Origin of the sequence: Rugamonas violacea (assembly GCF_016461825.1) — a bacterium.
Taxonomy (GTDB): Bacteria; Pseudomonadota; Gammaproteobacteria; order Burkholderiales; family Burkholderiaceae_D; genus Rugamonas.
In genome coordinates, this window is sequence record NZ_JAEMNU010000123.1 from 203,813 (window position 1) to 225,124 (window position 21,312).

The following is a 21,312-nucleotide window of genomic DNA, read 5'->3' on the forward strand; positions in this document are numbered from 1 at the left end:
TGCGCAATGGGACAAGAACTTGAACTGCAACCGCAGGACTCGCGCCACTATTTCATGCTTCCCCAAGCTCCGCAGGATGCCGGCTACTATACCTACGGCCAGATGAAAGGAAAGCCCAGCAACGGTGCATATCAATATGCCACCGCTTCAATGATCACCGCTATCCTGTGGGTGGAGCGCGAATGGCAAACCATGGATGGCCGTAAGTTCGGTGTCGGTGATATCAGCCTTACCGGTGGTCTTGCGAATAAAGATCACAAGACCCACCGAAGCGGACTGGAAGTCGACATCCGCCCAATGCGCAAGGATGGCAAGCACGAGCCTTGCAGGTGGTGGGACGCGGAGTATGATCACGACGCAACGGAAAAGCTGATTGAGCTCTTCTGCATCAACTCGCCGGTCATTTTGATTTATTTCAACGGACCGAATCTACCTGTAGTGCGAAAGTGGCCAAAGCACGACGATCACTTCCACCTGCAACTGGTGGCCTGATATGCGGAAGATTATTTGCTTGGTGATCGGTTTGACTACGCTACTTTCGATGGCCTATGCGGCGCAGTGGTCGGGAGAATGGCGACCGTTTCATGCGACCTATACGATCTACTCCGGTGAGCTGGCCGAGCGCAAAGCGCCGACCGCGGCGGAGCGCACGATGACCGTTGCATTCAAAGGCCAAGCGGCCAAGGACGTGTTCGATTCGATTGGCCCGGATTCCCATCCTGGATGTAGCCAAGAATCGGGATACAGGGAGCGTAACAAGCGTGGCGTTTCCTGCAACTACACGTCCGTGGGCACGGATCGTGGATATCAGTGCTGGATTGGTCTCAACCTCCGAACCGGTGAGAGCATTCCCACCGTTAGTTGTTGAGGCCGGCTGGACACACGTCGTAAGACTGTCGAACATGAGAGCGATGGCAACGGCCGGATCTCCCGGTTCTTGGTCGCCGATGTCTTGCGCCGCGATGGCGCCGCTCCGGACGAGAACAGGTGTCCGGCTCCAATGCCATTGAATGTCCGAAGAGGACATGGAGCTTGGCGCCGTACTTGAGCACGCGATAGCACTCGCGCCAGACACTGAGCATCTCCGGCACATCCAGATTCAAAATTGGATGAAACACATAATCGAAACTGGTATCGGCGAACACCGATAGGTCACGCATGTCGCCCTGCACGGTGCGCCATCCCAGCCCTTCGCGGGCGGCCACCATGCAGTCCTGGTCAAGCTGGCGCCCGGACAGATCGAACACCGTCACCTGCGCATCTCAGGCGTCGATTGCACCCTTGGATTTGGCCTTCAACCAGTGCCTATCCTTCAGCTTGAGGCAGGGCTGCTCAAGGAAATGCCAGGACAGCATCGCCAGCACCAACGTCAAGGGGAACGACAGCAAGAAGTTCTGCCACCAGATCTTCTCCAGCGATAGCGATGAAACGAGTTGCTGAATAGGGAAGGCGAAAATGTACATGCCATACGAAAAGTCGCCATACTTTCCGAAGCGGGTCAGCGGTCCTTGTTGGTAAATCAAGCGGATGAGCGCGAATGCCAAGGCCGGCGAAATATAGCGCAAGTCCACTTTCAGGTAAGCCATGGCCACAACCAGACACGCCATGCCCACCCAAGCGGCAGTACTCAAGCGCCGCTCACGGACAAAGTACACCAGGGCGCCGGCCATGAACCAGCCCAGCAATGGGAAGAACTCCTGGAGATAATGGATACCGCCCAGATTGAAGACGGCACACACGGTGGCGCCGGCCCAAATCAACAACACCGTCCAGTATCTGAGCAGGCCCGCCATGCCCAGCGCCGCCACGATCAAATAACAGGTGAACTCGTGCCGTAGCGTCCACAGGGAACCGTTGACCACCGGGTTATACAGATTGTTCTGAAAAACACCGGCCAGCTCGCCCTGCCCCTTGTACATGAAAAAATTCTTGATGAAATAGCTGAGCGCCGATTGCGGATACAACTGCGGCGTGACGGTCAGCACCGCCCCCATCGCAATGCTCAACAACAAGGCCAGGGCCAGCCCCGGCATGATCCTCAAGACACGCGCGCTCAGATAATCGACCAGCACGCCCTTGCGCAACCAGCTGCCGGTGATCAGGAAACCGCTCATGGCAAAAAACACCGCGACGGCAACGCTGCCGCAATCAAGACGGTTGCCGCTGGCATAGGCGAGCGGCTCGATGTATCCGGCCTGGTTCGATAGCGCGAAGGAATGCGAAAACAGGACCAAGGTGGCCGCGACGAAACGGGCCAGGTCGAAGTGATTGTTTTTTTGTAAGGTCATTTTTAGTATTGGTCCGGGACCGGGCATGGAAGGGCAGCTTCTGCGCCCGGCATCCTAACACATGGGCCCATTACATTAGCATTAGCATAAGCCGGCTGGAGCGCAGTCCAGCACTCGAACCGGCGCTGGCAGCCCGCTGGCATGCCGGCGCGGCGGCGATGTCCAGCGCCAAAAGCACGCACACGACCAGCACCGCCGTGCCCTCCCGCTCAGGCCAGACGACCCCGCAGCCGTTCCAGCGCACGCATGAACAGGGCCGGCTGGTCGGCGGCGCGGGCCAGCACCAGCGCGCCCTGGATGGCGCCGACGGCCTCCTCGGCCAAGTCGCGCGCGACGGCGGCGTCCTGGCCACCGCGCTCCAGCGCGCCGGCCAGCGTGGCGATCCACTCGTCGAAATAGTCCCGCACGCGGACGGCGAAGCGGTCGCGCTCGTGGCCCAGGGCGAACACGCCGACCAGGCAGACGCGCTGGCCGGACAGGAAGTAGCGGCCGACGGCGGCCAGCATCGCGGCGACGCCATCGGCCGCCACGCCGCACTGGCGCAAGGGCAGGAACACCTGATCGCGGAACCAGACATCGATATCGTCGAGCACGGCCTGCGCCATCTCCTCCTTACCGCCGGGGAAAAAATGGTAGATGCTGCCCTTGCCCAAGCCGGTGCCCTCGGTGATGCGGGCCAGGCTGGCGCCCTCGTAGCCGTAGGTACGGAACACTTCGCCCAACTGCGGCACCACATCACTGCGTTCTGCGATCATTCTTGCCATCGTGTTGCTGTCTGCCCTTCAAATCAAAAACCGAACTCGCTCAGCTCCGGATGGTCGGCCGGACGCGGCCCGTTCACGTCCCAATGGAACTTGCGTTCGGACGCCGCGATCGGCGCCTCGTTGATGCTGGCCAGGCGATGCTGCATCAGGCCGTCGGCGGCGAACTCCCAGTTCTCGTTGCCGTAGGCGCGGTACCACTGGCCAGAGTCGTCATGGTATTCGTAGGCGAAGCGAACCGCAATGCGGTTGCCCTCGAAAGCCCACAATTGCTTGATCAGGCGGTATTCCAGCTCGCGCGTCCACTTACGCGCCAGCAGGCCGACGATGGCCTCGCGGCCCTGGACGAACTCGGCGCGGTTGCGCCACAGGCAGTCCGGCGTGTAGGCCAGCGACACGCGCTCGGGGTTGCGGCTGTTCCAGCCGTCTTCGGCCAGGCGGACTTTTTCGATGGCCGATTCACGGGTGAACGGGGGGACTGGGGGACGGATAGTCATGTTGATGCCTTTCAGTGGATTCGTTTTGTACCGATTGGAACATTCTGTACCGATCAGTACAATCACTATAAACTGCGGCCTTTTCGGTGGCAAGCATTTTGTTGAAAAAGCGGGACGGTCGGGATTGTCGCCAAGTCAAGGCGCCGGCGGCTTTTAAACCACCCAAAGGCGGAGAGCCGGGGTCAGACCCGCCGGGTCTGACCCCAGGTGTCGCCTGTGGGTTTTCTCAAGCGCCTGCGGCTTTTTCAAGCGCCTGTGGACTTTCTCAAGCGCCCGCGGGCTTTCTGAACAGGCTGGCGCACAGTTGCCGGCCGTCGTCGCTCAGCGCCACCGTGCCGCCGCCCTCTTCCAGCAAGGTCTGGGCGACCCAGCCGGCGTCGACCAACAGGGTCAGCTGGCGCCGCAGCACGCTCATCGGACGCTCCGATTGTTTGCTCAGCCAAGCCAGCGAGCAGGCCTTGCCGGGGCGCTCGCGTTCGCTGCGCCAGAGTTGTTCGAGCACGCCGATCAAGGCGGCCAATACCGCGTCATCCATATTGTCCTCATTCGCCAGAGCCGCCATGGTAGCCGATGCGCTTGGCGCCCTGCCTTGTTCTCAAATTAACAAGAAGGCACTATACTGCGCCCTCGACACCAACACCAACACGGCATCAGGAGCGGCAGGCATGGACAAGAGCAAACCGGCAGGATACATCGCACCGTACACCCACGCGGCGGCCGGCTGGGGCGCGCTCAAACAGGTGGCGATCAACCTGGTGCGCGAGAAGGTCAGCGGCGGCAACTACAAGACGCTGCTGGCGCAGAACCAGCCGGACGGCTTCGACTGCCCCGGCTGCGCCTGGCCCGACCGCGAGCACGCCTCCACCTTCGAATTCTGCGAGAACGGCGTCAAGGCGGTGGCCGCCGAGGCCACCAGCAAGCGGGTGCGGGCCGACTTCTTCGCCGCCCACACCGTCACCGAGCTGCTGGAACAGTCGGACTACGCGCTGGAGCAGCACGGCCGCCTGACCGAGCCGATGGTCTACGACGCCGGCAGCGACCGTTATCTACCAATCGACTGGGACGACGCCTTCGCCCTGATCGCGCGCCAGTTGAACGCCCTGCCCGATCCCGACCAGGCGGCGTTCTACACCTCCGGGCGCACCGGCAACGAGGCCGCCTTCCTGTTCCAGTTGTTCGTGCGCGCCTACGGCACCAACAACTTCCCCGACTGCTCGAACATGTGCCACGAGCCGACCAGCCGGGGCCTGCCGGCCACCGTCGGCGCCGGCAAGGGCACGGTGACGCTGGAGGATTTCGAGCACACCGACACCCTGCTGATCTTCGGCCAGAACCCGGCCACCAACCACCCGCGCATGCTCGGCGAACTGCGCGAGTGCGCCAAGCGCGGCGCCACCATCGTCTCGATCAATCCGCTGCGCGAGCGCGGCCTGGAACGCTTCACCAGCCCGTCGCACCCGCTGGAGATGCTGAGCAACTCCAGCACGGCGATCAGCTCCTTGTTCATCCAGCCCAAGCTGAGCGGCGACTTCGCGCTGATCAAGGCGCTGGCCAAGCGCACCCTGGAACTGGACGACGCCGCCGTCGCGGCGGCGGCGGCCGGTGCGCCGGACACGCCGCGCGTGCTCGATTGCGACTTCATCGCCGAGCACACCAGCGGCTTCGCCGCCTTCGCCGCCGACCTGCGCCGGCAGGACTGGGACCAGCTGGTGCAAGAGTCGGGCGTGCCGCGCCCGCAGATCGAGCAACTGGCGCAGATCTACGCCAAGGGCGAGCGGGTCATCGCCACCTGGGGCATGGGCCTGACCCAGCACAAGGGCGCCGTCGCGACGATCCGCATGCTGTCCAACCTGATGATGATGCGCGGTAACATCGGCCGCCTCGGCGCCGGCCTGTGCCCGGTGCGCGGCCACTCCAACGTGCAGGGCGACCGCACCATGGGCATCGAGGAGCAGCCGACGGCGGCCTTCCTCGACCGCCTGGGCGAGGTGTTCGGCTTCGCCCCGCCGCGCGCGCACGGCTACGACGTCGTCGCCACCATCGAGGCGATGCTGGCCGGCCGGGTCAAGGTCTTCTTCGGCATGGGCGGCAACTTCGCCATGGCCACGCCGGACACCCCGCTCACCTTCGCCGCGCTGCGCGCCTGCGAGCTGACGGTGCACGTGGCGACAAAACTCAACCGCAGCCACCTGGTGCACGGCCGCGCCGCGCTGCTGCTGCCCACGCTGGGCCGCACCGAGATCGACCTGCAGCGCGGCGTGGCGCAGGGCATCACGGTGGAGGACTCGATGAGCATGGTGCACCTGTCCTACGGCATGAACACGCCGGCCTCGCCGCAGTTGTTGTCGGAGACGGCGATCGTGGCGCGCCTGGCCCAGGCCACGCTGGGCAAGGCGCCGGTCGACTGGAACTGGTACGCCGCCGACTACGCCCGCATCCGCGACGCCATCGAGCGCGTGTTCGACGACTTCCACGACTTCAACGCCCGCGTCGCCAAGCCGGGCGGCTTCCACCTGAAGGTCGCCTCGCGCCTGCGCGAGTGGCGCACCGCCAGCGGCCGCGCCGAGTTCCTGGTTTGCGCCGTCGACACCGACACGCCGATCCACCGCGCCAAGGCGAAGTACGGCGCGCGCCTGATGACCTTGATGACGGCCCGTTCGCACGACCAGTACAACACCACCATCTACGGCATGGACGACCGCTACCGCGGCGTGTTCGGCATGCGCCGCGTGGTCTTCATCCACCGCGAGGACTTGGCGCTGCTGGGCTTCGCGGCCGGCCAGATGGTCGACATCGTCAGCGTCTGGGACGACGCCGTCGAGCGCCGCGCCGACGGCTTCATGCTGGTCGAGTACGACATCCCGCGCGGCTGCCTGGGCGCCTACTTCCCCGAGACCAACGCGCTGATCCCGCTCGCCAGCGTCGCCGACGGCGCCGGCACGCCGACCTCGAAGTCGATCCCGGTGCTGCTGCAGGCGGCGTAACGCCGCCAAATCGGGTTAGCGCGCGTTCGGCGCCGGCGTTGCCGCCTCATCCGGCAGGAGGTGGTAACGCGCCCGCAGCGCCGCCAGCTGGCCCGACGCCGACAACGAGCGCAGACCGTCGGCCAGCGCCTGCAGCCACTGCCCGGCGCGCGCATCGTGGGCGGCGAAACCGATCGTCAGCGGCAGCGCCTGGGCCAGGCAGCCGGCCTGGCGGATCCGGCTCGCGGCCCCCAGCTTGGCGACCAGCTGGCGGGCGACCGCCTCGTGCTCAAGCCACACCGGAAACCGGCCGCGCAACAGTTTTTGCAGATTGGTCAGGCCGGCGGCGTCGCCGAAGGCGAACGCCAGGCTGGCGCTGCTATCGCGATGCTGCGCGATGTAGGCATCCATCTCGCCGTCGTCGTAGCCGTAGTCGGCGATGACGCCAACCCTGAGCGCGTGCAGCGACTCGCCGCCCCGATAGCGCCAGGCGACGCCGGCCAGGGTGTAGAAGCAGGCGCGCGAATACGCCAGCGGCACGCTCAGTTGCAAGCGCGGATCGGTCGAGGGGGCGTAGACGCCTTCGATGGCGCCGGCCGCCGTCTCGCTGACGGCCCGGTTCAAGGGCAGCAGCAGCGACGCCACCTGGAGCCCGGACGGGGCCAGCGCCTGCCTCGTCAAGTCGACCAGATAGCCGCCGTTGATCTGCCCATGGCTGGCGCAAATGAACGGGCACCAGTCGTCCGACGCCAGGCGCACCGTGCCGGCCAAGGGCGCCGCCGCGACCAGCGAGGGCAAGGCCAGCCACAGCACCAGCTGCGCGGGCAAGCTCATTCTAGCTTCTCCATACTGCGGCGCTCCCCAGCGCGAGCGCTGCATTGCAATCGATTCATGCTAGCGCCGCGCAGACGCCATCGTCAAGCGCGTTCCAACAAATGTCGCATCCGGACCAACCGAGCAGGTGGCCTTGTAGGCGCCAGCCGGCGCGTCGGCAAACTTGTACAATTGGCAGCGCAGCCATCCAACCATCCTACCATCCACCGACCACACCATCAGGAGCCCAGTTGAATCCATACCCGCCCGACCACCCCGTCCAGGACGAGAGCTATTGGAGCGGCGTGCGCGCCCAATACGCCGTCTCGCCCGACTTCATCAACCTGGAGAACGGCTTCTTCGGCGTGCAGGCGACGCCGGTGCACCAGGCCTTCCAGCGTTACCAGGAACAGCTCAACCTGGAAAGCGCCTACTTCCTGCGCGTGCGCCTGCCCGAGCGCCTGGCCGGCGTGATGCGCGCGCTGGCCGCGTTCACCGGCGCCGACGCGGGCGAGTTGGTCATCACGCGCAACCTGATGGAGTCGCTCAACATCCTGCTGCAGGGTTACCCGTGGCGGGCCGGCGACGAGGTGCTGTTGGCCGAGCACGACTACGACAGCGTCATCGAGACGCTGGAAATGGTCGCCGCGCGCCACGCGTTGACGCTGACCCGCCTGACGCCGCCGCTCGATCCGGCCAGCGACGAACAGATCGTCGCGCTGTACCAGGCGGCGATCACGCCGCGCACCCGCGTGCTGCTGTTGACCCACATGGTGCACCGCACCGGCCAGATCATGCCGGTGGCGAAAATCGCCGCGATGGCGCGGCGCCACGGCGTCGACGTGATGGTCGACGCGGCCCACTCCTTCGCCCAACTCGACTACCGGCTGGGCGAACTGGGCGCCGATTTCGTCGGCGTCAACCTGCACAAGTGGCTCGGCGCGCCGCTCGGCGTCGGCCTGCTGTACATCCGCCGTCCGCGCGTGGTCGACATCGCGCCGCTGTTCGGCGACAGCCGCAGCGCCGTCGACGATATCAAAAAACTGGCCCACGTCGGCACGGTGCCGCCGGCGCCCATCCTGGCGATCGAGGACGCGTTGGCCTTCCATCTGGCCATCGGCTCGGCGCGCAAGGAGGCGCGGCTGCGCCACCTGTCGCAGTACTGGATGACGCGGGTGCGCGATGTGCCCGGCGTGCGCCTGTTCACGCCGCGCGCGGCGGAACGCTCGTGCGCCATCGCCGCCTTCGGCATCGAGGGAGTGGCGGCGCAGCAGGTGGTGCGGCGCTTGATGGACGACTATCGGATTTTCACGGTGTTGCGCACGGTCGGCGCGGAGGAGTGCGTGCGGGTCACGCCACATCTGTTCACCAGCATCGAGCAGCTCGACGCGCTGGTGGCGGCGATCGGCGAGATCGCGGCCGGCGCACGCTAAGCGCGCCGGCGTTGCTACAGCGCGCCATGGCCAGCGCCGCGACGGCGCCGGCCATGGCGCGGCAAGGCTTAGCCGCGGGCGCGGCGCTGACGCATCACGCCGAGCAGGCCCAGGCCCAGGCCCAACATCAGGTAGGTGCTTGGCTCCGGCACGGCGGTGACGCTCAGCGTGTCGATGCCGATGAAGTTGGAATTGTCACCGTCCGGACCACCGCCCTCGACTACGTAGCGGAAGGCCAAGGCGCCGTTGGTCGCGCCCGCCAAACCACTGATGGTGGTGTTGAACTGGGCCCACTGCTCGGGGTAGCCGAAATAGTCCAGGTTCGGATTGATCGTCAACAGCAAGGTCGTGAAGGTGCCCACGCTGCCTGCGGTGTGGCCGACGTCTTTACCGCCGACGGCGCTGAAACGCACTTCCAGGCGATCCGGGTAGAGCGAGCCATCGACGGTGCGGCTGAAGAAGGACAGCTTGTCGCCATTGTTGAAGGTCTGGGTCGGCAGGATCAACCAGTCGCTGATGTCGGCCACGTCGGCACCGGCGTTGAAATTGGCGCCGATGTAGGAGGTAGCCGCACCCTGGTGCGAACCGAACACCAGTGGATTGCCCTGGAACCAATCGGTGCTGCCTTTCGGATCACTATTGTTGACCTTGACCCAGCCGGCGGGTACGCCGCCGTCAAAGTTTTCGGTCAGTGAGGCGGCCGAGGCGCTCGCGCCCAGGCTCAGTGCAACAGCGGCAAACATAGTCGACTTCAAAGCGGATTTGAACGAAACAGCCATGTGTAAACCTCCATCAGCAGAGTCAGTTTTCCGGAGCGGCGGACGCCGTCCCGGCTTACCTTCCACGCGGCGACCGCCAAGCCGCCATAGCGCGAACACATCATTCTTCAACATGATAGTGAATAAATGACATGTATTTAAGATAACATAGACTGAAATCAAAATGGTAATTATTACAAGGGTGTGACGTCAGCTTGCAACAATGACGGCACCGCCGGCCGCGTCGGCCGCGCCGCGCCGTTTGGCCGGACACGGCCCTAGCAGTACTCGACGCAACCGTCCTGGCGGCAAAAGCTGAGCAGTTTCAGGCCGGCGCGCTGGGCGATGTCGATCGCCAGCGAGCTGGGGGCGGAGATCGTCGCCAACATCGGAATGTGCAGGCGCGCCGCCTTGCGTGCCAGCTCGTAGCTGGCGCGGCTGGACATGAAGACGAAACCGCCCTGCGGATCGACGCCGCTCAGCGCCAAATGGCCGATCAATTTATCCAGGCTGTTGTGGCGGCCGACATCCTCGAACACGAAGTCGATGGCGCCGTCGGGGCGGCACCAGGCGGCGGCGTGGGCGCCGCCGGTGGCGCGCATCAGCGTCTGGTGCTGCGCCAGTTCGCGCGCGGCGCGCGCCACGGCCGGCGCCGGCGCGCCCGGCAGCACGGGGGCGACGATGCGGGCCGGCTCCAGGTCCAGCATGGCCAGACTCTCGATGCCGCAGATGCCGCAGCCGCTGCGGCCGGCCAGCGTGCGGCGTTGTTCCTTGAGGCGGGTGAAGGCGCGCTGCGACAAGGTCAGCTCGACCTCGGCGCTGGCGGCATGCTGGCGCAACTCGATGTCGTACACCTCGGCGCGCGCGTCGACGACGCCCTCGCTGAGCGCGAAACCGAGGGCGAAACACTCCAGGTCGCGCGGCGTGGCCATCATCACGGCATGCGAGATGCCATTGCAGACCAGCGCCACCGGCATCTCCTCGACCACGCTGTCGCTGCCGCGCGCGCTGCCGCCGGCGTGGTGGCGCACCACCTCGCGCTGCTGAAACCCGACCCGTTCCGCCTCCCCTTCAAACCGCATAGCACTCCCCTGTTGTGAACTTTCACCGCATGGTACATGGTAGCGGCAAAAAGCGCCGCCGGCCGATACACCAGCCGGCGGCGCCAGGGGATATGGTGCGCGGCGCCGTGATCGCGCCCCCCCGGGACTCAGGCGGCCTCGCCCTCAACGCCGTAGTGGCGGGCGTAGCGGCTGTCCAGATTGGCCAGCGGCAGCATCAGGAACAAGTCGGCGCTTTCGAAGTCCGGGTCCCAGGCCGGGTCGCCGCAAATCCAGGCGCCCGAGCGCAGGTAGCCCTTGACCAGCGGCGGGATCTGCGGCTTCAGCGCCGGTGCGACTTTATCGATGGGGAATGGCAGGTGGGGTGTGACGCGGTATTCCATCGGCGCCATGTGGCGCGCCGCCAGCGACTGGTACACCGCCACCGCGTTGTGGCCGCCGTCGGCCAGGCTGATGCTGGCGCAGCCGACCAGGTAGTCGCAGCGTTCACGGCGCATGTATTCGGCCAGGCCGGACCACAGCAGCATGATGACGCTGCCGCCACGGTAGTCGGGATGGATGCAGGCGCGGCCCGCCTCCACCATGCGACCGCGCACGTTGTTCAGGCGACCGAGGTCGAATTCGTTTTCGGAGTAGACGCGGCCGATCTTGCGGGCCCGCGCGGCGCTCAACAGGCGATAAGTGCCGACCACCAGCAGCGTGTCCGAGTCGCGCACGATCAGGTGATCGCAATGCTCGTCGAATTCGTCGCTGTCCAGGCCATCTTCCCTGACCAGCGACGAGAGTCCCATGGTTTCGATGAACACCGTGTAACGCAAGCGCTGCACTTCGCGCAGTTCTTCCGGTGTGCTGGCCATGCTCAAAACCAGCTTGGCCGAGCTTGCCCTGACGTGCGCTTGGATGATCGAGGTTTGCATGCTTCGTCCTTTCTGTGGGAGACGAAGCAAGCGTAACGGCCTAATACTTCAAGAAAATGACATCAATATGTCTTTTCCGTGACATGTACACACTCAGTTTTTCTTCGGCCGGCCGGTTTTCAGCTGTGGCAAGGATGCCAACACATTTTGCAGCGTGGCCAGGTCGATCTGACTGATCAGCGCGACGCCGATGCGCAGCAATTCGCTCTTCTTGATCTCAAAACCGGCTTTCAGGCAGGCTTTCTTGACCAGACCCAGCACCGCGTATTCCTGCTCCGGCATGGTGAAGCTGTCGCGCACCAGCTTTTCCTTGTGCGGTTTGTCCTTGGCCGCGTCGACCGGCTTGGCGGCGGTCTTGGCCGGTGCCTTCACTGCCGACTTGGCGACGGTTTTGACGGCAGGCTTGGCGGCCGATTTAGCGGCTGGCTTGGCGGCTGGCTTGGCGCTCTTCAGCGCAGGTTTGGCAGCGGCCTTGGCTACCGATTTGGCGGTAGCGGGTTTGGCTGCGACTGGTTTGGCTGTGGCCTTGGCGGCCGATTTGGCGCTGGCTGGCTTGGCTGCTGCTGGCTTGGCTGCTGCTGGTTTGGCTGCTGCCGGTTTGCCTGCTGCTTTGGCTGCTGCTGGTTTGGCTGCGGCCTTTGCCGCTGGCTTCACAGTAGCCTTGACGGCCGGTTTGGCAGCGGCTTTGGCGGCAACTGGCTTGGCGGCCTTGGCGACGACCGGCTTGGCTGCGGCCTTGACCGGCGCAGCTGCTGCGGCTGTCACTACGGCTTTGGCTGGCGCGGCTTTCAGCGGGGCCTTGTGGGCCGGCGCCGGGGCGGCACCGGTGTCGATCGTGGCGACCACTGGCAGCGGCGCGTCTTTGCCGTTGGCGTTGGCGTTGCCGGCGGTGGTGGTTTTGGCGGTGATAGGCTTGTTCATGTTTGCTCCATTTTTTCAACAATATAAACAATATATACTATTTATCAAAAGTGTGTTTGAGCAATATCATGAAAGTATTGTTTATTCCCCCGCCGCATCAAGTAATCTGCTAGTCCGGCACGCGCAGCACATTGCGCGCCGTCAGGTGCATGGCGACGCGCGAGAACAGCACGCCGGGATTGATCGGTTTGCTCAAAAAATCGACCGCGCCCAGCGCCCTGCCCTGTGCCTCGTCCTCGGCGCGATTTTTGGCGGTCAGGAAGATCACCGGAATGGCGGCGGTGTCCGGGTCGGCCTTCAGGCGGCGGCAGGTCTCGTAGCCGTCCAGCTCCGGCATCATCACGTCGAGCAGAATCAGGTCGACCGCGCCCAGCGTGTGCAGGATGTGCACGGCGGCGATGCCGCTGTTGGCTACCTTGGTGTGATAACGGTCCTTGAGCAGCGTCGATAGCAGCATGATATTGTCGGGCGTGTCGTCGACAATCAGGATGGTCTGGCGGGCATTCCCGGTCACACTCATGTTCACTCCATTTTCTTCGCGGCGTCAGCCAGCAGTTGGGCCGCCTCTTCGAATTGATAGGCCGCCATGTGCGCGGCCAGCCGCTCCAGCGTATGCGTCGGCAGCAGCCCGGCCAAGACGCCGCGCACGGCGCTGAAATATTCGGGACTCTCGCCGTCGTAGGCGGCCAGCAGCGCGCGCAGTTGGGCCAGGGCCCGCGCAGGATCGGCGGCGGTGGCGGCATCGATATCGGCGACCGGCGCAGTGGCCGGCGGCAGGACGTCGCCGCCCAGCCAACGCGACAGCGTGGCGAACAACTGCTCCGGGTCGATAGGCTTGGTGATGTAGTCCTGCATGCCCTCCTCCAGGCAGCGCAGGCGCACCTCGGCCAGCGCGTGCGCCGTCATGGCGATCACCGGCAGCGCGTCGAAGCGCGGGTCCTGGCGCAGCAGGCGGGTGGCGGCGTGGCCGTCGAGCAGCGGCATCTCCAGGTCCATCAACACCAGCGCGTAGGCCTGCGGGCCGGCGCCGCGCAAACGTTCGAGCGCCTCGTGGCCGTTGCCGGCGACATCCACGCTGATGCCCTGCACCGCCATCAGTTCGGCGGCGATCTGCTGGTTGATCGGGTTGTCCTCCACCAGCAGCACGCGGGCGCCGTAGCGCGGCCCGATGGATGGCTCGCCGCCGGCCAATCGGGCGCGCGGCGCCACCAGCCCGACCAGGGTGTCGATCAGGGCCGATTGGCCGATCGGTTTGAACAGGAAGCCGAGGATGCCGGCGTCGTCGGCCTGCTGTTGCACCTCCTCGCGGCCGAAGGCGGTCACCAGCACCATGCCGGGCGGACGGCGCAGCGTGGCGTCGGCGCGCACCCGGCGCGCCAGCGCGATGCCGTCCAGTTCGGGCATCAGCCAGTCGCACAGCACCAGCAGATAGGGGTCGTCGGCGCGGTCGGCGGCGGCGATGGCGGCCAGCGCCTCGGCGCCGCCGCCGGCGCGGTCGAGCCGCAGCGGCAGCGGCTGCAAGGCCTCGGCGAGGATCTGCAGCGCCACCGGGCTGTCGTCGACCAGCAACAGGCGGGCGCCGTTCAGCGCCGCCGGCAGCACGGCGGGCGGCTCGGCCGCGTCGGACAGGCCGAAGTCCAGCTCGAACTGGAAGGTCGAACCCTCGCCGGGGCTGCTCTGCACCGTGATGTCGCCGCCCATCAGGCGCACCAGGCGCTGCGAGATCGACAGTCCCAGGCCGGTGCCGCCGTACTCGCGGCTGGTCGAGCCGTTGGCCTGGCTGAAGGCGCGGAACAGCTTGGCCTGGTCCTGCGGCGCCATGCCGATGCCGGTGTCGCGCACGGCGAAGCGCAGGGCGACCCGGGCGCCGTCGTTCTCCAACACGCTGCAACGCAGTTCCAGCTCGCCGCTGGCGGTGAACTTGACGGCGTTGTTGACCAGGTTGATCAGCACCTGGCCCAGGCGCAGCGGATCGCCCACCAGGTGGCGCGGCACGGCCGGCGGCACGGCGAACAGGTATTCGAGCTGCTTCTCGGCGGCGCGCTGGGCGGTCACGCTGGCGACGTTGGCCAGCACCTCGTCGAGGTGGAAGGGAACCTGTTCGAGGTCGAGCCGGCCGGCCTCGATCTTGGAGAAGTCGAGGATGTCGTTGATGATGCCCAGCAGCGCCAGCGCGGCGCGGTGGATCTTGCCGACATAGTCGTGCTGCTTGGGCGTCAACTCGGTGCGCAGGGTCAGGTAGGCCATGCCGATGATGGCGCTCATCGGCGTGCGGATCTCGTGGCTCATATTGGCCAGGAACTCGGACTTGGCGACGTTGGCCGCCTCGGCCAGCACGTTCGCCTTGAGCAGATTGTGTTCGCGCTCGCGCCGCTCGCTGATGTCGCGGATGAAGGCGCAGAACTCGAAGCTGCCCTGGTCGGCCCGCTTGACGTGGGTGATCGCCAGCTCGATGGGGAACTCGTGGCCGTCGCGGTGCAGGCCGTAGACCTCGATGCGGCTGTCGAGCACCTTGCCGCTGCCGCTTTCGAGGAAGCGCTGCATGCCGCGCCGGTGCTCTTGGCGGAAGCGCGGCGGCATGATGGTGGTGTCGAGGGCGCGCCCCAGCGCCTCCTCGCGCAACCAACCGAAGGTGCTCTCGGCCTGGCGGTTCCAGCCGACGATGCGGCCGTTCAGGTCGATCCGCACCACCGCGTCGAGCGCCGTGTCGACGATGGTCTGCAGCTTGTCCTGGCTGTCCTGCGCCAGTTGCACCGAGCCGGTCAGCTCCCGCGTGCGGGCGGCGATGCGTTCCTCCAACTCGCCGTTGAGCTGGCGCAGCGCGCCCTCGGCCCGGCGCAGCCGGGTCAGCGTGTCGCGGAAGCTGCGCACGGCGCCGGACAGGCGGCCGATCTGGTCCTGCCGGCCGATGCCGGACAGTTCGATGTCGGTGTGGCCGTGGCTGAGGCGCTCCAGCGCCCGCTGGATGTCGCCGAACGGCCGCGTCGCCTTGCGCCCGACCAGGACGATCGACAGCACGATGGCCAGCGCCAGCATCAGGTTGGCCAGCACGGTGCCGACGATCTGGCGGCGCAGCTCGGCGTCGATCTGCTGGCGCGAGAAAACCAGCTCGATGGCGCCCACCGGATAGGTCTGGCGGGCGTCGCTGAAGAGGATCTCACGGCGCACGCGCAGCGCCGCCACCGGCGCGCCGCTCGGCGCGACATAGCTGGCCAGCTCGGCGCCGCCGGGCGCCAGCACGCGCAAGATCAGCACCTCGGGGGTGGCGCCGGAGGCGTCGACGACGCTGGCGACGGCGCCGCTGTTGATGTCGAACAGTGGCCGCGCCAGGGCTTGCGACAGCACCGCCGCCAGCCGCTCGGCGCGCTCCTGCAACTGCTGCTCGGCCTCGCTGCGCAGCGCCTGCATCACATAGGTGGTGTAGACCGCCGTCGACAAGGCGACGGCAAGGAAGATGCCGACGGCAAGGCGCAGCAGGATGTCCTGACGCCAGGCGCGCGCCAGGCGCGTCAACAGGCCGCCGCCGGCGTCGGCGTCGTCGTCGGCGTCGTCATCGTCGTGCTGCGGCGCGGGCTCGGCCCGACCGCCACGCGGCGCCGGCAGCGGCGCCGTGGCGGTGCCCGCAGCGGCCTGCGCCGCCTGCTCCGCCGCCGCTTCGCTCGCTAGGGTGGGATCAATGGCCGGCTCCCGCTTCGCGTTCGAGCCGCTTGTACTCGGCGCTGTTGCGCACCTGCTCGACGCCGCGCCAGATGCGCTCGGCCAACTGCGGCCGCGCCGCCACCATGGCGTGCGACAGGATCAGGAAATACGGCTTTTCGATCAGCGGCACGGGCAGCATCTCCAGCTGGGCCGCCAGCGGGCCGCGCATGACGACGGCGGCGTCGCTGCCCCCCATGGCGGCGGCGGCCAGGCGGCCGGCGAGCAGCTTGCGGGCCAGCTCGTTGGCCCGCTGGCTGCCCTCGTCGACCTCGACGTTGTGCGCGCGCAGCATGTCGCCCACCGAGTAGCCCAGCTGGAAGCCGATGCTGCCGTCGATATGCTTGAAGGCCTTGCCGTCCCAGTCGGCGGCGCTGCCCTTGCGGCGCAACAGCACGTAGCGGTCGATGTGCATGCGCTTGCTGGCGTCGGGCTGGGCGCCGCCGGGGTACTCGCCGACCTCGCGCCGGTCCGGCTTGTAGCTGACGGCGAAGGCGCCGTCGACCTGGTTGGCCTGCAACTGCGCCAGGCAGCGCTTCCACGGCATGCTTTGGAAATCGAAACGCAGGTCGAGGCGCTGCGCGACCATCCTGAGCAGGGCGAAATTGAGGCCGCCGCCGGCCTCGGTGCGCCAGGGCGGCACGTCCTGCCGCTCGAAGCACAGGCTGACCACCAGCGGCGGCGCCGCCGCCACGCTGGCCGGCGCGCCGGCTGACACGCCGGCCGAGGCGGCAGCCGCAACGGCAGCAGCAGCAGCAGCAGCAGCAGCAGCAGCAGCGGCAGCGTTGGCGGACGGCGCTGCGGTGACGCCGGCGAGCGCGCCGGCCAGGGCCAGCATGCGGCAGGAATTCAGCCAGACCCTCATCGATGCCCCCTGTTCTCGGTCGCCTGCGGGAAGCGGGCGCGCATCCCTAGTGTAAGCAAAACTCCGGGGAAAAAATATGTCGCTCCAACAATATTGACAGGGCGGGCGGCGCGGCAGTTGCTATCCGGGTACAAACCCGCCCTTGTACGAACTCAGCCGTTGGCGCGGATGCTGAAGTCGACCCCCACCTCGTCCCACAACTCCTGCTCCTTCTCCATCCAGTACGACACGGTCGGATGGTCGCTGACCAGCTCGCGGCGGATCTCCAGCTCGATGCGGCTTTTCATGCGCAGCTTCAGTTCGGCGAAGTCGAGCTCGATGCGCGAGTGCATGAACAGGATGGCCAGGCGCAGCGCCACCACCGCCTTGGCGAAGTCGGGGTCGGACAGGGCGTCGGCCACCTTGCGCAGATTGCCCTTCTGCGCCAGGATCAAGCGGCTCATGGCCTTCTGCTCGCGCGTGGTGAAGCCGGGCAGGTCGGCGTTTTCGACCAGGTAGGCGGCGTGCTTGTGGTAGCCGGTCTGCGACACCACCAGGCCCACCTCGTGCAGCAGCGCGCTCCAATACAGCAGGCGGCTGTAGTTGTCGGCGACCGGCTTCATTTGCAGGTACAGCGCGGCCGCGTCCTCGGCGACGCGGCCGGCGCGGCCGGCGTCGGCGTGGAATTTCTGCGCCAGGCCGCGCACCGACTGCTCGCGCCGGTCGCGCTTGGTCGAGCGCAGGTACAGGTCCCACATCACGCCCATGCGCAGGCCGGCCTCGATCGGCTGCAAAGCCGGAATCTCCAGCTCGTGCACCAGGGCGATCAGGATCGCCAGGCCGCCGATGATGGTCGAGGCGCGGTCCGGCCGCAGCCCCGGCATCTCGATCTTGCTGACGTGGCCGAAGGCGATGAAGCGCTGCTTGAGCGCCTCCAGGCTGGCGGCCGACAGGTCGCCCTTGCCCAGCTTGTTCTTGGCGATGATGTCGGCGATGGTGCGGATCGTCCCCGACGAGCCGTAGGCCTGCTTCCAGTGCTGCGGATGGTAGGGCGGCGCGGCGTCCTCGAAGTGGCTGCGCGCCGACAGGATGGCCGCCTCGAAGGACGGCACGTCGACCCGGCCGCCGACGAAGAACAGCATGCTCTGCTTGACGGTGCCCAGGCTGAACGATTCGACCCGTTCGATGTCCTGGCCACGGCCGAGGATCAACTCGGTCGAGCCGCCGCCGATGTCCATCACCAGGCGCCGCTCGCCCGGCGTGGCCAGCGCGTTGGCCACGCCCATGTAGATCAGGCGGCCCTCCTCCTCGCCGGAGATGATCTCGATCGGGTGGCCGATGGCCAGCTCGGCGGCCGGCAGGAAGGCGGCCGAGTTGCGCGCCACCCGCATCGCCGAGGTGGCGACGACGCGCACGGCGTCGAGCGGATAGCCGGCCAGGGTGGCGCGGAAATTCTTCAGGCAGCTCAGCGCGGCCTGCATGGCCGCCTCGGTCAGGTTGCCGGCGGCGTCGAGGCCGGCGGCCAGGCGGATCGGCTCGCGCATGCTTTTGAGTACGCGGATCGCCTCGCCGTCGTGCTGGCCGATGTGCAGGCGGAAACTATTGGAACCCAAATCTACTGCTGCGTACATACCAGCCTCTCTCTAAGAACGACCACGAAGGCTTGCGATGTCCATGGTGACAAAAATTCTACTACAGTAAGCGTCGATTATGACCGCTTGATGACGTTTGGCAAGCGTGCGCCGCGTTTGCAACAGCGGCCGCGCCGGCGGCCGCCTCAAGCCTCCAGCGGGCTGGCGGCGCGCGCCTCGGCGACGCGGTTGCGGCCGTCGCGCTTGGCCTGCTGCAAGGCCTCGTCGGCCCGTTTGAACAGGCTGACCGTGCTGTCGTCGGCGCGGATGGTGGTCACGCCCAGGCTGGCGGTCAGGTTGATGACGGCGCGCTCGGTCTTGACCGGCACGGCGGCCACCGCGTTGCGGATGCGTTCGGCCACCACCAGCGCGTCGGCCAGCGCGGTGCGCGGCAGTTGGATGGCGAACTCGGCGCCGCCGAGGCGGCCCATCAGGTCGCTGTCGCGCAGTTGCCGCAGGCAGACCTCGACCATGCTCTTGAGCACCGCGTCGCCGACCGGGTGGCCGTAGTTGTCGTTGACCCGCTTGAAATGGTCGAGGTTGAGGATGATCAGCGCGGTGGGCATGCCGGGCCGCCGCGCCAAGGCCATCCACGGCGCCAGCGCCTGGTAGAAGCCGCGCCGGTTGGGCACCTCGGTCAGCGCGTCCTGCACTTCGAGCAGGTCGAGCTGGCTCTGCAGACGCTGGCGCGACAGCAGCAGATAGCCGAAGGAGTTGACCAGCATCATCAGGTAGAGCACGCCGAAGCCGAGCCACTGCAACAAGGTCTCGGCCAGGCCGGCGCCGGCGCCCTGGCCGTCGGCATCGGCCAGGCCGGCGGCCAGCAGGCCGCGCAGCGCCAGCGCCAGGCTGAGCACCAGCATGCCGGCGGCGAGGAAGCGCTGCAGCAGGCTGTTGTGGCGCCAGCGCCGCGCCAGCGCCAGCGCGCCGGCCAGGAAGAAGCCGGCGACGATCAGCGCGCCGGCGCCGACGCGCACCGGCGCCGGCGCGTCGAACAACCAGGCGCCGGCGAAGGCGGTTTGGGCCACCAGCAGCGCCGGCAGCAGGAAGCGGCGCCAGACCGGACGGCCGACGGCGTTCCACAGCGCCGCCGCGTCCAGCGCGACGCCGGCGAACAACAGGCCGTTGGCGACCGGCACGCTGAGCAGATCGGGGATGCTGCCGCGCAGGTACAGCAGCAGCCAGGCGGCCGCCTGGCACTGTTTGGCCAGCGCCCAGGTCGACAGGCCGAAGCGCTTGCTGCGCTCGTACTCGAAGAAGAACAGCGCCGTGCACAGGCTCAGATTGCCCAGGGCCAGCGCCAAAATCAGTGTTTTGATATCCATGGGAAGGCAGGAGGTTCGGCCGGCGCCATGGCGCCGGCGGCGGAACGGCCGGCGGCGCGCGCCGCCCGCCGGTCAGACTTCGTGTTCGACGTTGCTGCTGCCGTCGCCGACCTTGCTGGCCCAGGCCTGGGTGAAGAAGGACTTCTCCTCATCGCTCGGGGCGTCGTGCCAGAAGACGATGAGGGTGCCCTTGTGGTCGTGGATCTGGCTGAGCTTCTCGACGAAATGGCTGTTGCCCGCCGAGTCGGCCAGCGCCATCACATAACCATAGACGCGGGTCAGCCGCTCGATCCGGTCCGGCTCGGTGAAGCTGTTGGTGGCGGTAATCGTGGGGTGGTCTAAAAACATCGCTCTCTCTCTTCTTCGCTCCAAGGGGGCCGTCGGATGCGCCGGCTGCTGTGCTGTCAATGTACCTACAAATTTTCCGTCTGTAAACGCAATGTGGCGGCCCGGCGTCCGATGCGCGCCGCCGCAACGGTCGGCGGCGCCATGCTAAGATCAAACCGCCGGCGCGACCACAACATTGCCCCAGCTTATCAGAAACCCGCGCTTGGCAACAAGCTAGCATGCATGAAGTCATGAACCTGCCGCACCCATCGTCCGCCGCCGCCCCGCAGGTCCGCACCGACGGCGATCTGCGCTCGCTCGAATTCCTGCCCGGCATGGTGCAGAGCGAGATGCGCCTGTCGCGCCCCGACCAGCTGGTGCTGGCCTACGCCCGCGCCATGATGTGCTTCACCCTGTTCCAGCCGCGCCCCGAGCACATCGTCATGGTCGGCCTGGGCGGCGGCTCGCTGGTCAAGTTCTGCCACCGCTACCTGCCGCACAGCCGCATCACCGTGCTCGAACTGCGCGCCGACGTGATCGCCCTGCGCGAGCAGTTCGCCATCCCGCCCGACGACGAGCGCCTGCGCATCGTCTGCGCCGACGCGGCGCGCCACATGGCCAGCCTGGCCGGCAGCGCCGACGTGCTGCTGGTCGACGGCTTCGACGCCGACGGCCTGCCGCCGGCGCTGGCCAGCGCCCGCTTCTACGCCGACTGCCGCCGCGCGCTGCGCCCCGGCGGCGTGCTGGTGGCCAACATGTTCAGCTACGACCCGCACTTCCCGGCCATGCGGCGGCGCCTGCGCATGGCCTTCGCCGACCGCCTGTGCCATTTCCGCGGCATCGCCGGCAACAACCGCCTGTTGTTCGCCGTCAAGGGCGGCGCGCCGTCGCCGGCGCTGAGCACGCTGCAGCGGGTGGCGCCCTACCAGGGCCTGGGGCTGGCGCCGCTGAACCGGCTGCTGGCGCACTGGGTGGTGTGGCGGCTGCGCCGCGGCGGCCGCCACTGAGGGCGGCGGCGGCGGCAAAGCNNNNCCCCCCCCCCCCCCCCCGCCGGCGGACTTTTGTGACACACTGATC

Annotated in this window: 21 protein-coding genes; 5 read left to right on the top strand and 16 right to left on the bottom strand. The window is 66.9% G+C overall.

The window, feature by feature from the left end; translation table 11 throughout:
- Window positions 1-6 precede the first annotated feature (6 nt).
- Window positions 7-492 (top strand): penicillin-insensitive murein endopeptidase, encoded by a 486-nt coding sequence (locus tag H7U20_RS23145; protein WP_199761483.1) that lies wholly within the window; start codon window positions 7-9, stop codon window positions 490-492.
- A gap of 22 nt (window positions 493-514) precedes the next feature.
- Window positions 515-868: a hypothetical protein gene (locus H7U20_RS23150; protein WP_370593237.1), complete on the top strand. Its 354-nt coding sequence runs from the start codon at window positions 515-517 to the stop codon at window positions 866-868.
- Here the strand turns inward: H7U20_RS23150 and H7U20_RS30985 are convergent.
- The 5 genes from H7U20_RS30985 to H7U20_RS23175 form a co-directional block, all read right to left on the bottom strand.
- Complete coding sequence (locus H7U20_RS30985; RefSeq protein WP_370593225.1) at window positions 858-1,247, bottom strand: class I SAM-dependent methyltransferase; 390 nt, start codon at window positions 1,245-1,247, stop codon at window positions 858-860. The genes H7U20_RS23150 and H7U20_RS30985 overlap by 11 nt on opposite strands.
- A gap of 15 nt (window positions 1,248-1,262) precedes the next feature.
- On the bottom strand, window positions 1,263-2,288 hold the full coding sequence (locus H7U20_RS23160) for an acyltransferase family protein (protein WP_199761485.1): 1,026 nt from the start codon (window positions 2,286-2,288) through the stop codon (window positions 1,263-1,265).
- A 209-nt stretch (window positions 2,289-2,497) separates the two neighbouring features.
- The gene (locus H7U20_RS23165) at window positions 2,498-3,043 is read right to left on the bottom strand and encodes a TetR/AcrR family transcriptional regulator (RefSeq protein ID WP_370593226.1); all 546 of its coding nucleotides are present in this window, start codon (window positions 3,041-3,043) and stop codon (window positions 2,498-2,500) included.
- A 32-nt stretch (window positions 3,044-3,075) separates the two neighbouring features.
- The gene (locus H7U20_RS23170) at window positions 3,076-3,546 is read right to left on the bottom strand and encodes a nuclear transport factor 2 family protein (RefSeq protein WP_199761487.1); all 471 of its coding nucleotides are present in this window, start codon (window positions 3,544-3,546) and stop codon (window positions 3,076-3,078) included.
- 265 nt (window positions 3,547-3,811) lie between these two features.
- A complete protein-coding gene (locus H7U20_RS23175; protein ID WP_199761488.1) occupies window positions 3,812-4,081 on the bottom strand; it encodes an ArsR family transcriptional regulator in 270 nt (89 codons plus the stop codon).
- Between the two features lie 130 nt (window positions 4,082-4,211).
- Between H7U20_RS23175 and H7U20_RS23180 the strand changes: the two genes are divergently transcribed.
- Window positions 4,212-6,530 carry an FdhF/YdeP family oxidoreductase gene (locus H7U20_RS23180; RefSeq protein WP_199761489.1) on the top strand — a complete coding sequence of 773 codons (2,319 nt, stop codon included), beginning with the start codon at window positions 4,212-4,214 and terminating at the stop codon, window positions 6,528-6,530.
- A 15-nt stretch (window positions 6,531-6,545) separates the two neighbouring features.
- On the opposite strand, the gene H7U20_RS23185 is transcribed toward H7U20_RS23180, so the two are convergent.
- Window positions 6,546-7,343: a type 2 periplasmic-binding domain-containing protein gene (locus H7U20_RS23185; RefSeq protein ID WP_199761490.1), complete on the bottom strand. Its 798-nt coding sequence runs from the start codon at window positions 7,341-7,343 to the stop codon at window positions 6,546-6,548.
- A 230-nt stretch (window positions 7,344-7,573) separates the two neighbouring features.
- On the opposite strand from H7U20_RS23185, the gene H7U20_RS23190 reads away from it, so the two are divergent.
- Complete coding sequence (locus H7U20_RS23190) at window positions 7,574-8,755, top strand: aminotransferase class V-fold PLP-dependent enzyme (RefSeq protein WP_199761491.1); 1,182 nt, start codon at window positions 7,574-7,576, stop codon at window positions 8,753-8,755.
- A gap of 68 nt (window positions 8,756-8,823) precedes the next feature.
- Here H7U20_RS23190 and H7U20_RS23195 read toward each other — a convergent pair whose 3' ends face one another.
- From H7U20_RS23195 to H7U20_RS23240, 10 genes are all read right to left on the bottom strand, one after another.
- A complete protein-coding gene (locus H7U20_RS23195; RefSeq protein WP_233411004.1) occupies window positions 8,824-9,498 on the bottom strand; it encodes a choice-of-anchor J family PEP-CTERM protein in 675 nt (224 codons plus the stop codon).
- A gap of 293 nt (window positions 9,499-9,791) precedes the next feature.
- On the bottom strand, window positions 9,792-10,595 hold the full coding sequence (gene fdhD, locus H7U20_RS23200) for a formate dehydrogenase accessory sulfurtransferase FdhD (protein WP_199761492.1): 804 nt from the start codon (window positions 10,593-10,595) through the stop codon (window positions 9,792-9,794).
- A 128-nt stretch (window positions 10,596-10,723) separates the two neighbouring features.
- On the bottom strand, window positions 10,724-11,491 hold the full coding sequence (locus tag H7U20_RS23205; protein ID WP_199761493.1) for a GNAT family N-acetyltransferase: 768 nt from the start codon (window positions 11,489-11,491) through the stop codon (window positions 10,724-10,726).
- A 93-nt stretch (window positions 11,492-11,584) separates the two neighbouring features.
- Window positions 11,585-12,337, bottom strand: coding sequence for a hypothetical protein (locus tag H7U20_RS23210; RefSeq protein ID WP_370593227.1), 753 nt, complete (start codon window positions 12,335-12,337; stop codon window positions 11,585-11,587).
- A gap of 184 nt (window positions 12,338-12,521) precedes the next feature.
- Window positions 12,522-12,932, bottom strand: coding sequence for a response regulator (locus tag H7U20_RS23215; protein WP_199761494.1), 411 nt, complete (start codon window positions 12,930-12,932; stop codon window positions 12,522-12,524).
- 2 nt (window positions 12,933-12,934) lie between these two features.
- Window positions 12,935-15,925, bottom strand: a complete 2,991-nt coding sequence (locus H7U20_RS23220) for a hybrid sensor histidine kinase/response regulator (RefSeq protein ID WP_233411005.1) — start codon at window positions 15,923-15,925, stop codon at window positions 12,935-12,937.
- A gap of 160 nt (window positions 15,926-16,085) precedes the next feature.
- Window positions 16,086-16,973 (bottom strand): substrate-binding periplasmic protein, encoded by an 888-nt coding sequence (locus H7U20_RS23225; RefSeq protein ID WP_233411006.1) that lies wholly within the window; start codon window positions 16,971-16,973, stop codon window positions 16,086-16,088.
- 152 nt (window positions 16,974-17,125) lie between these two features.
- Window positions 17,126-18,583 carry a Ppx/GppA phosphatase family protein gene (locus H7U20_RS23230; protein ID WP_199761495.1) on the bottom strand — a complete coding sequence of 486 codons (1,458 nt, stop codon included), beginning with the start codon at window positions 18,581-18,583 and terminating at the stop codon, window positions 17,126-17,128.
- Between the two features lie 146 nt (window positions 18,584-18,729).
- Entirely contained in the window at window positions 18,730-19,908 is a 1,179-nt protein-coding gene (locus H7U20_RS23235) for a GGDEF domain-containing protein (protein WP_199761496.1), read from the bottom strand.
- A gap of 72 nt (window positions 19,909-19,980) precedes the next feature.
- Window positions 19,981-20,256, bottom strand: coding sequence for a hypothetical protein (locus H7U20_RS23240; RefSeq protein ID WP_199761497.1), 276 nt, complete (start codon window positions 20,254-20,256; stop codon window positions 19,981-19,983).
- 218 nt (window positions 20,257-20,474) lie between these two features.
- Between H7U20_RS23240 and H7U20_RS23245 the strand changes: the two genes are divergently transcribed.
- The gene (locus H7U20_RS23245; RefSeq protein WP_233411007.1) at window positions 20,475-21,242 is read left to right on the top strand and encodes a spermine/spermidine synthase domain-containing protein; all 768 of its coding nucleotides are present in this window, start codon (window positions 20,475-20,477) and stop codon (window positions 21,240-21,242) included.
- Window positions 21,243-21,312: the final 70 nt, after the last annotated feature.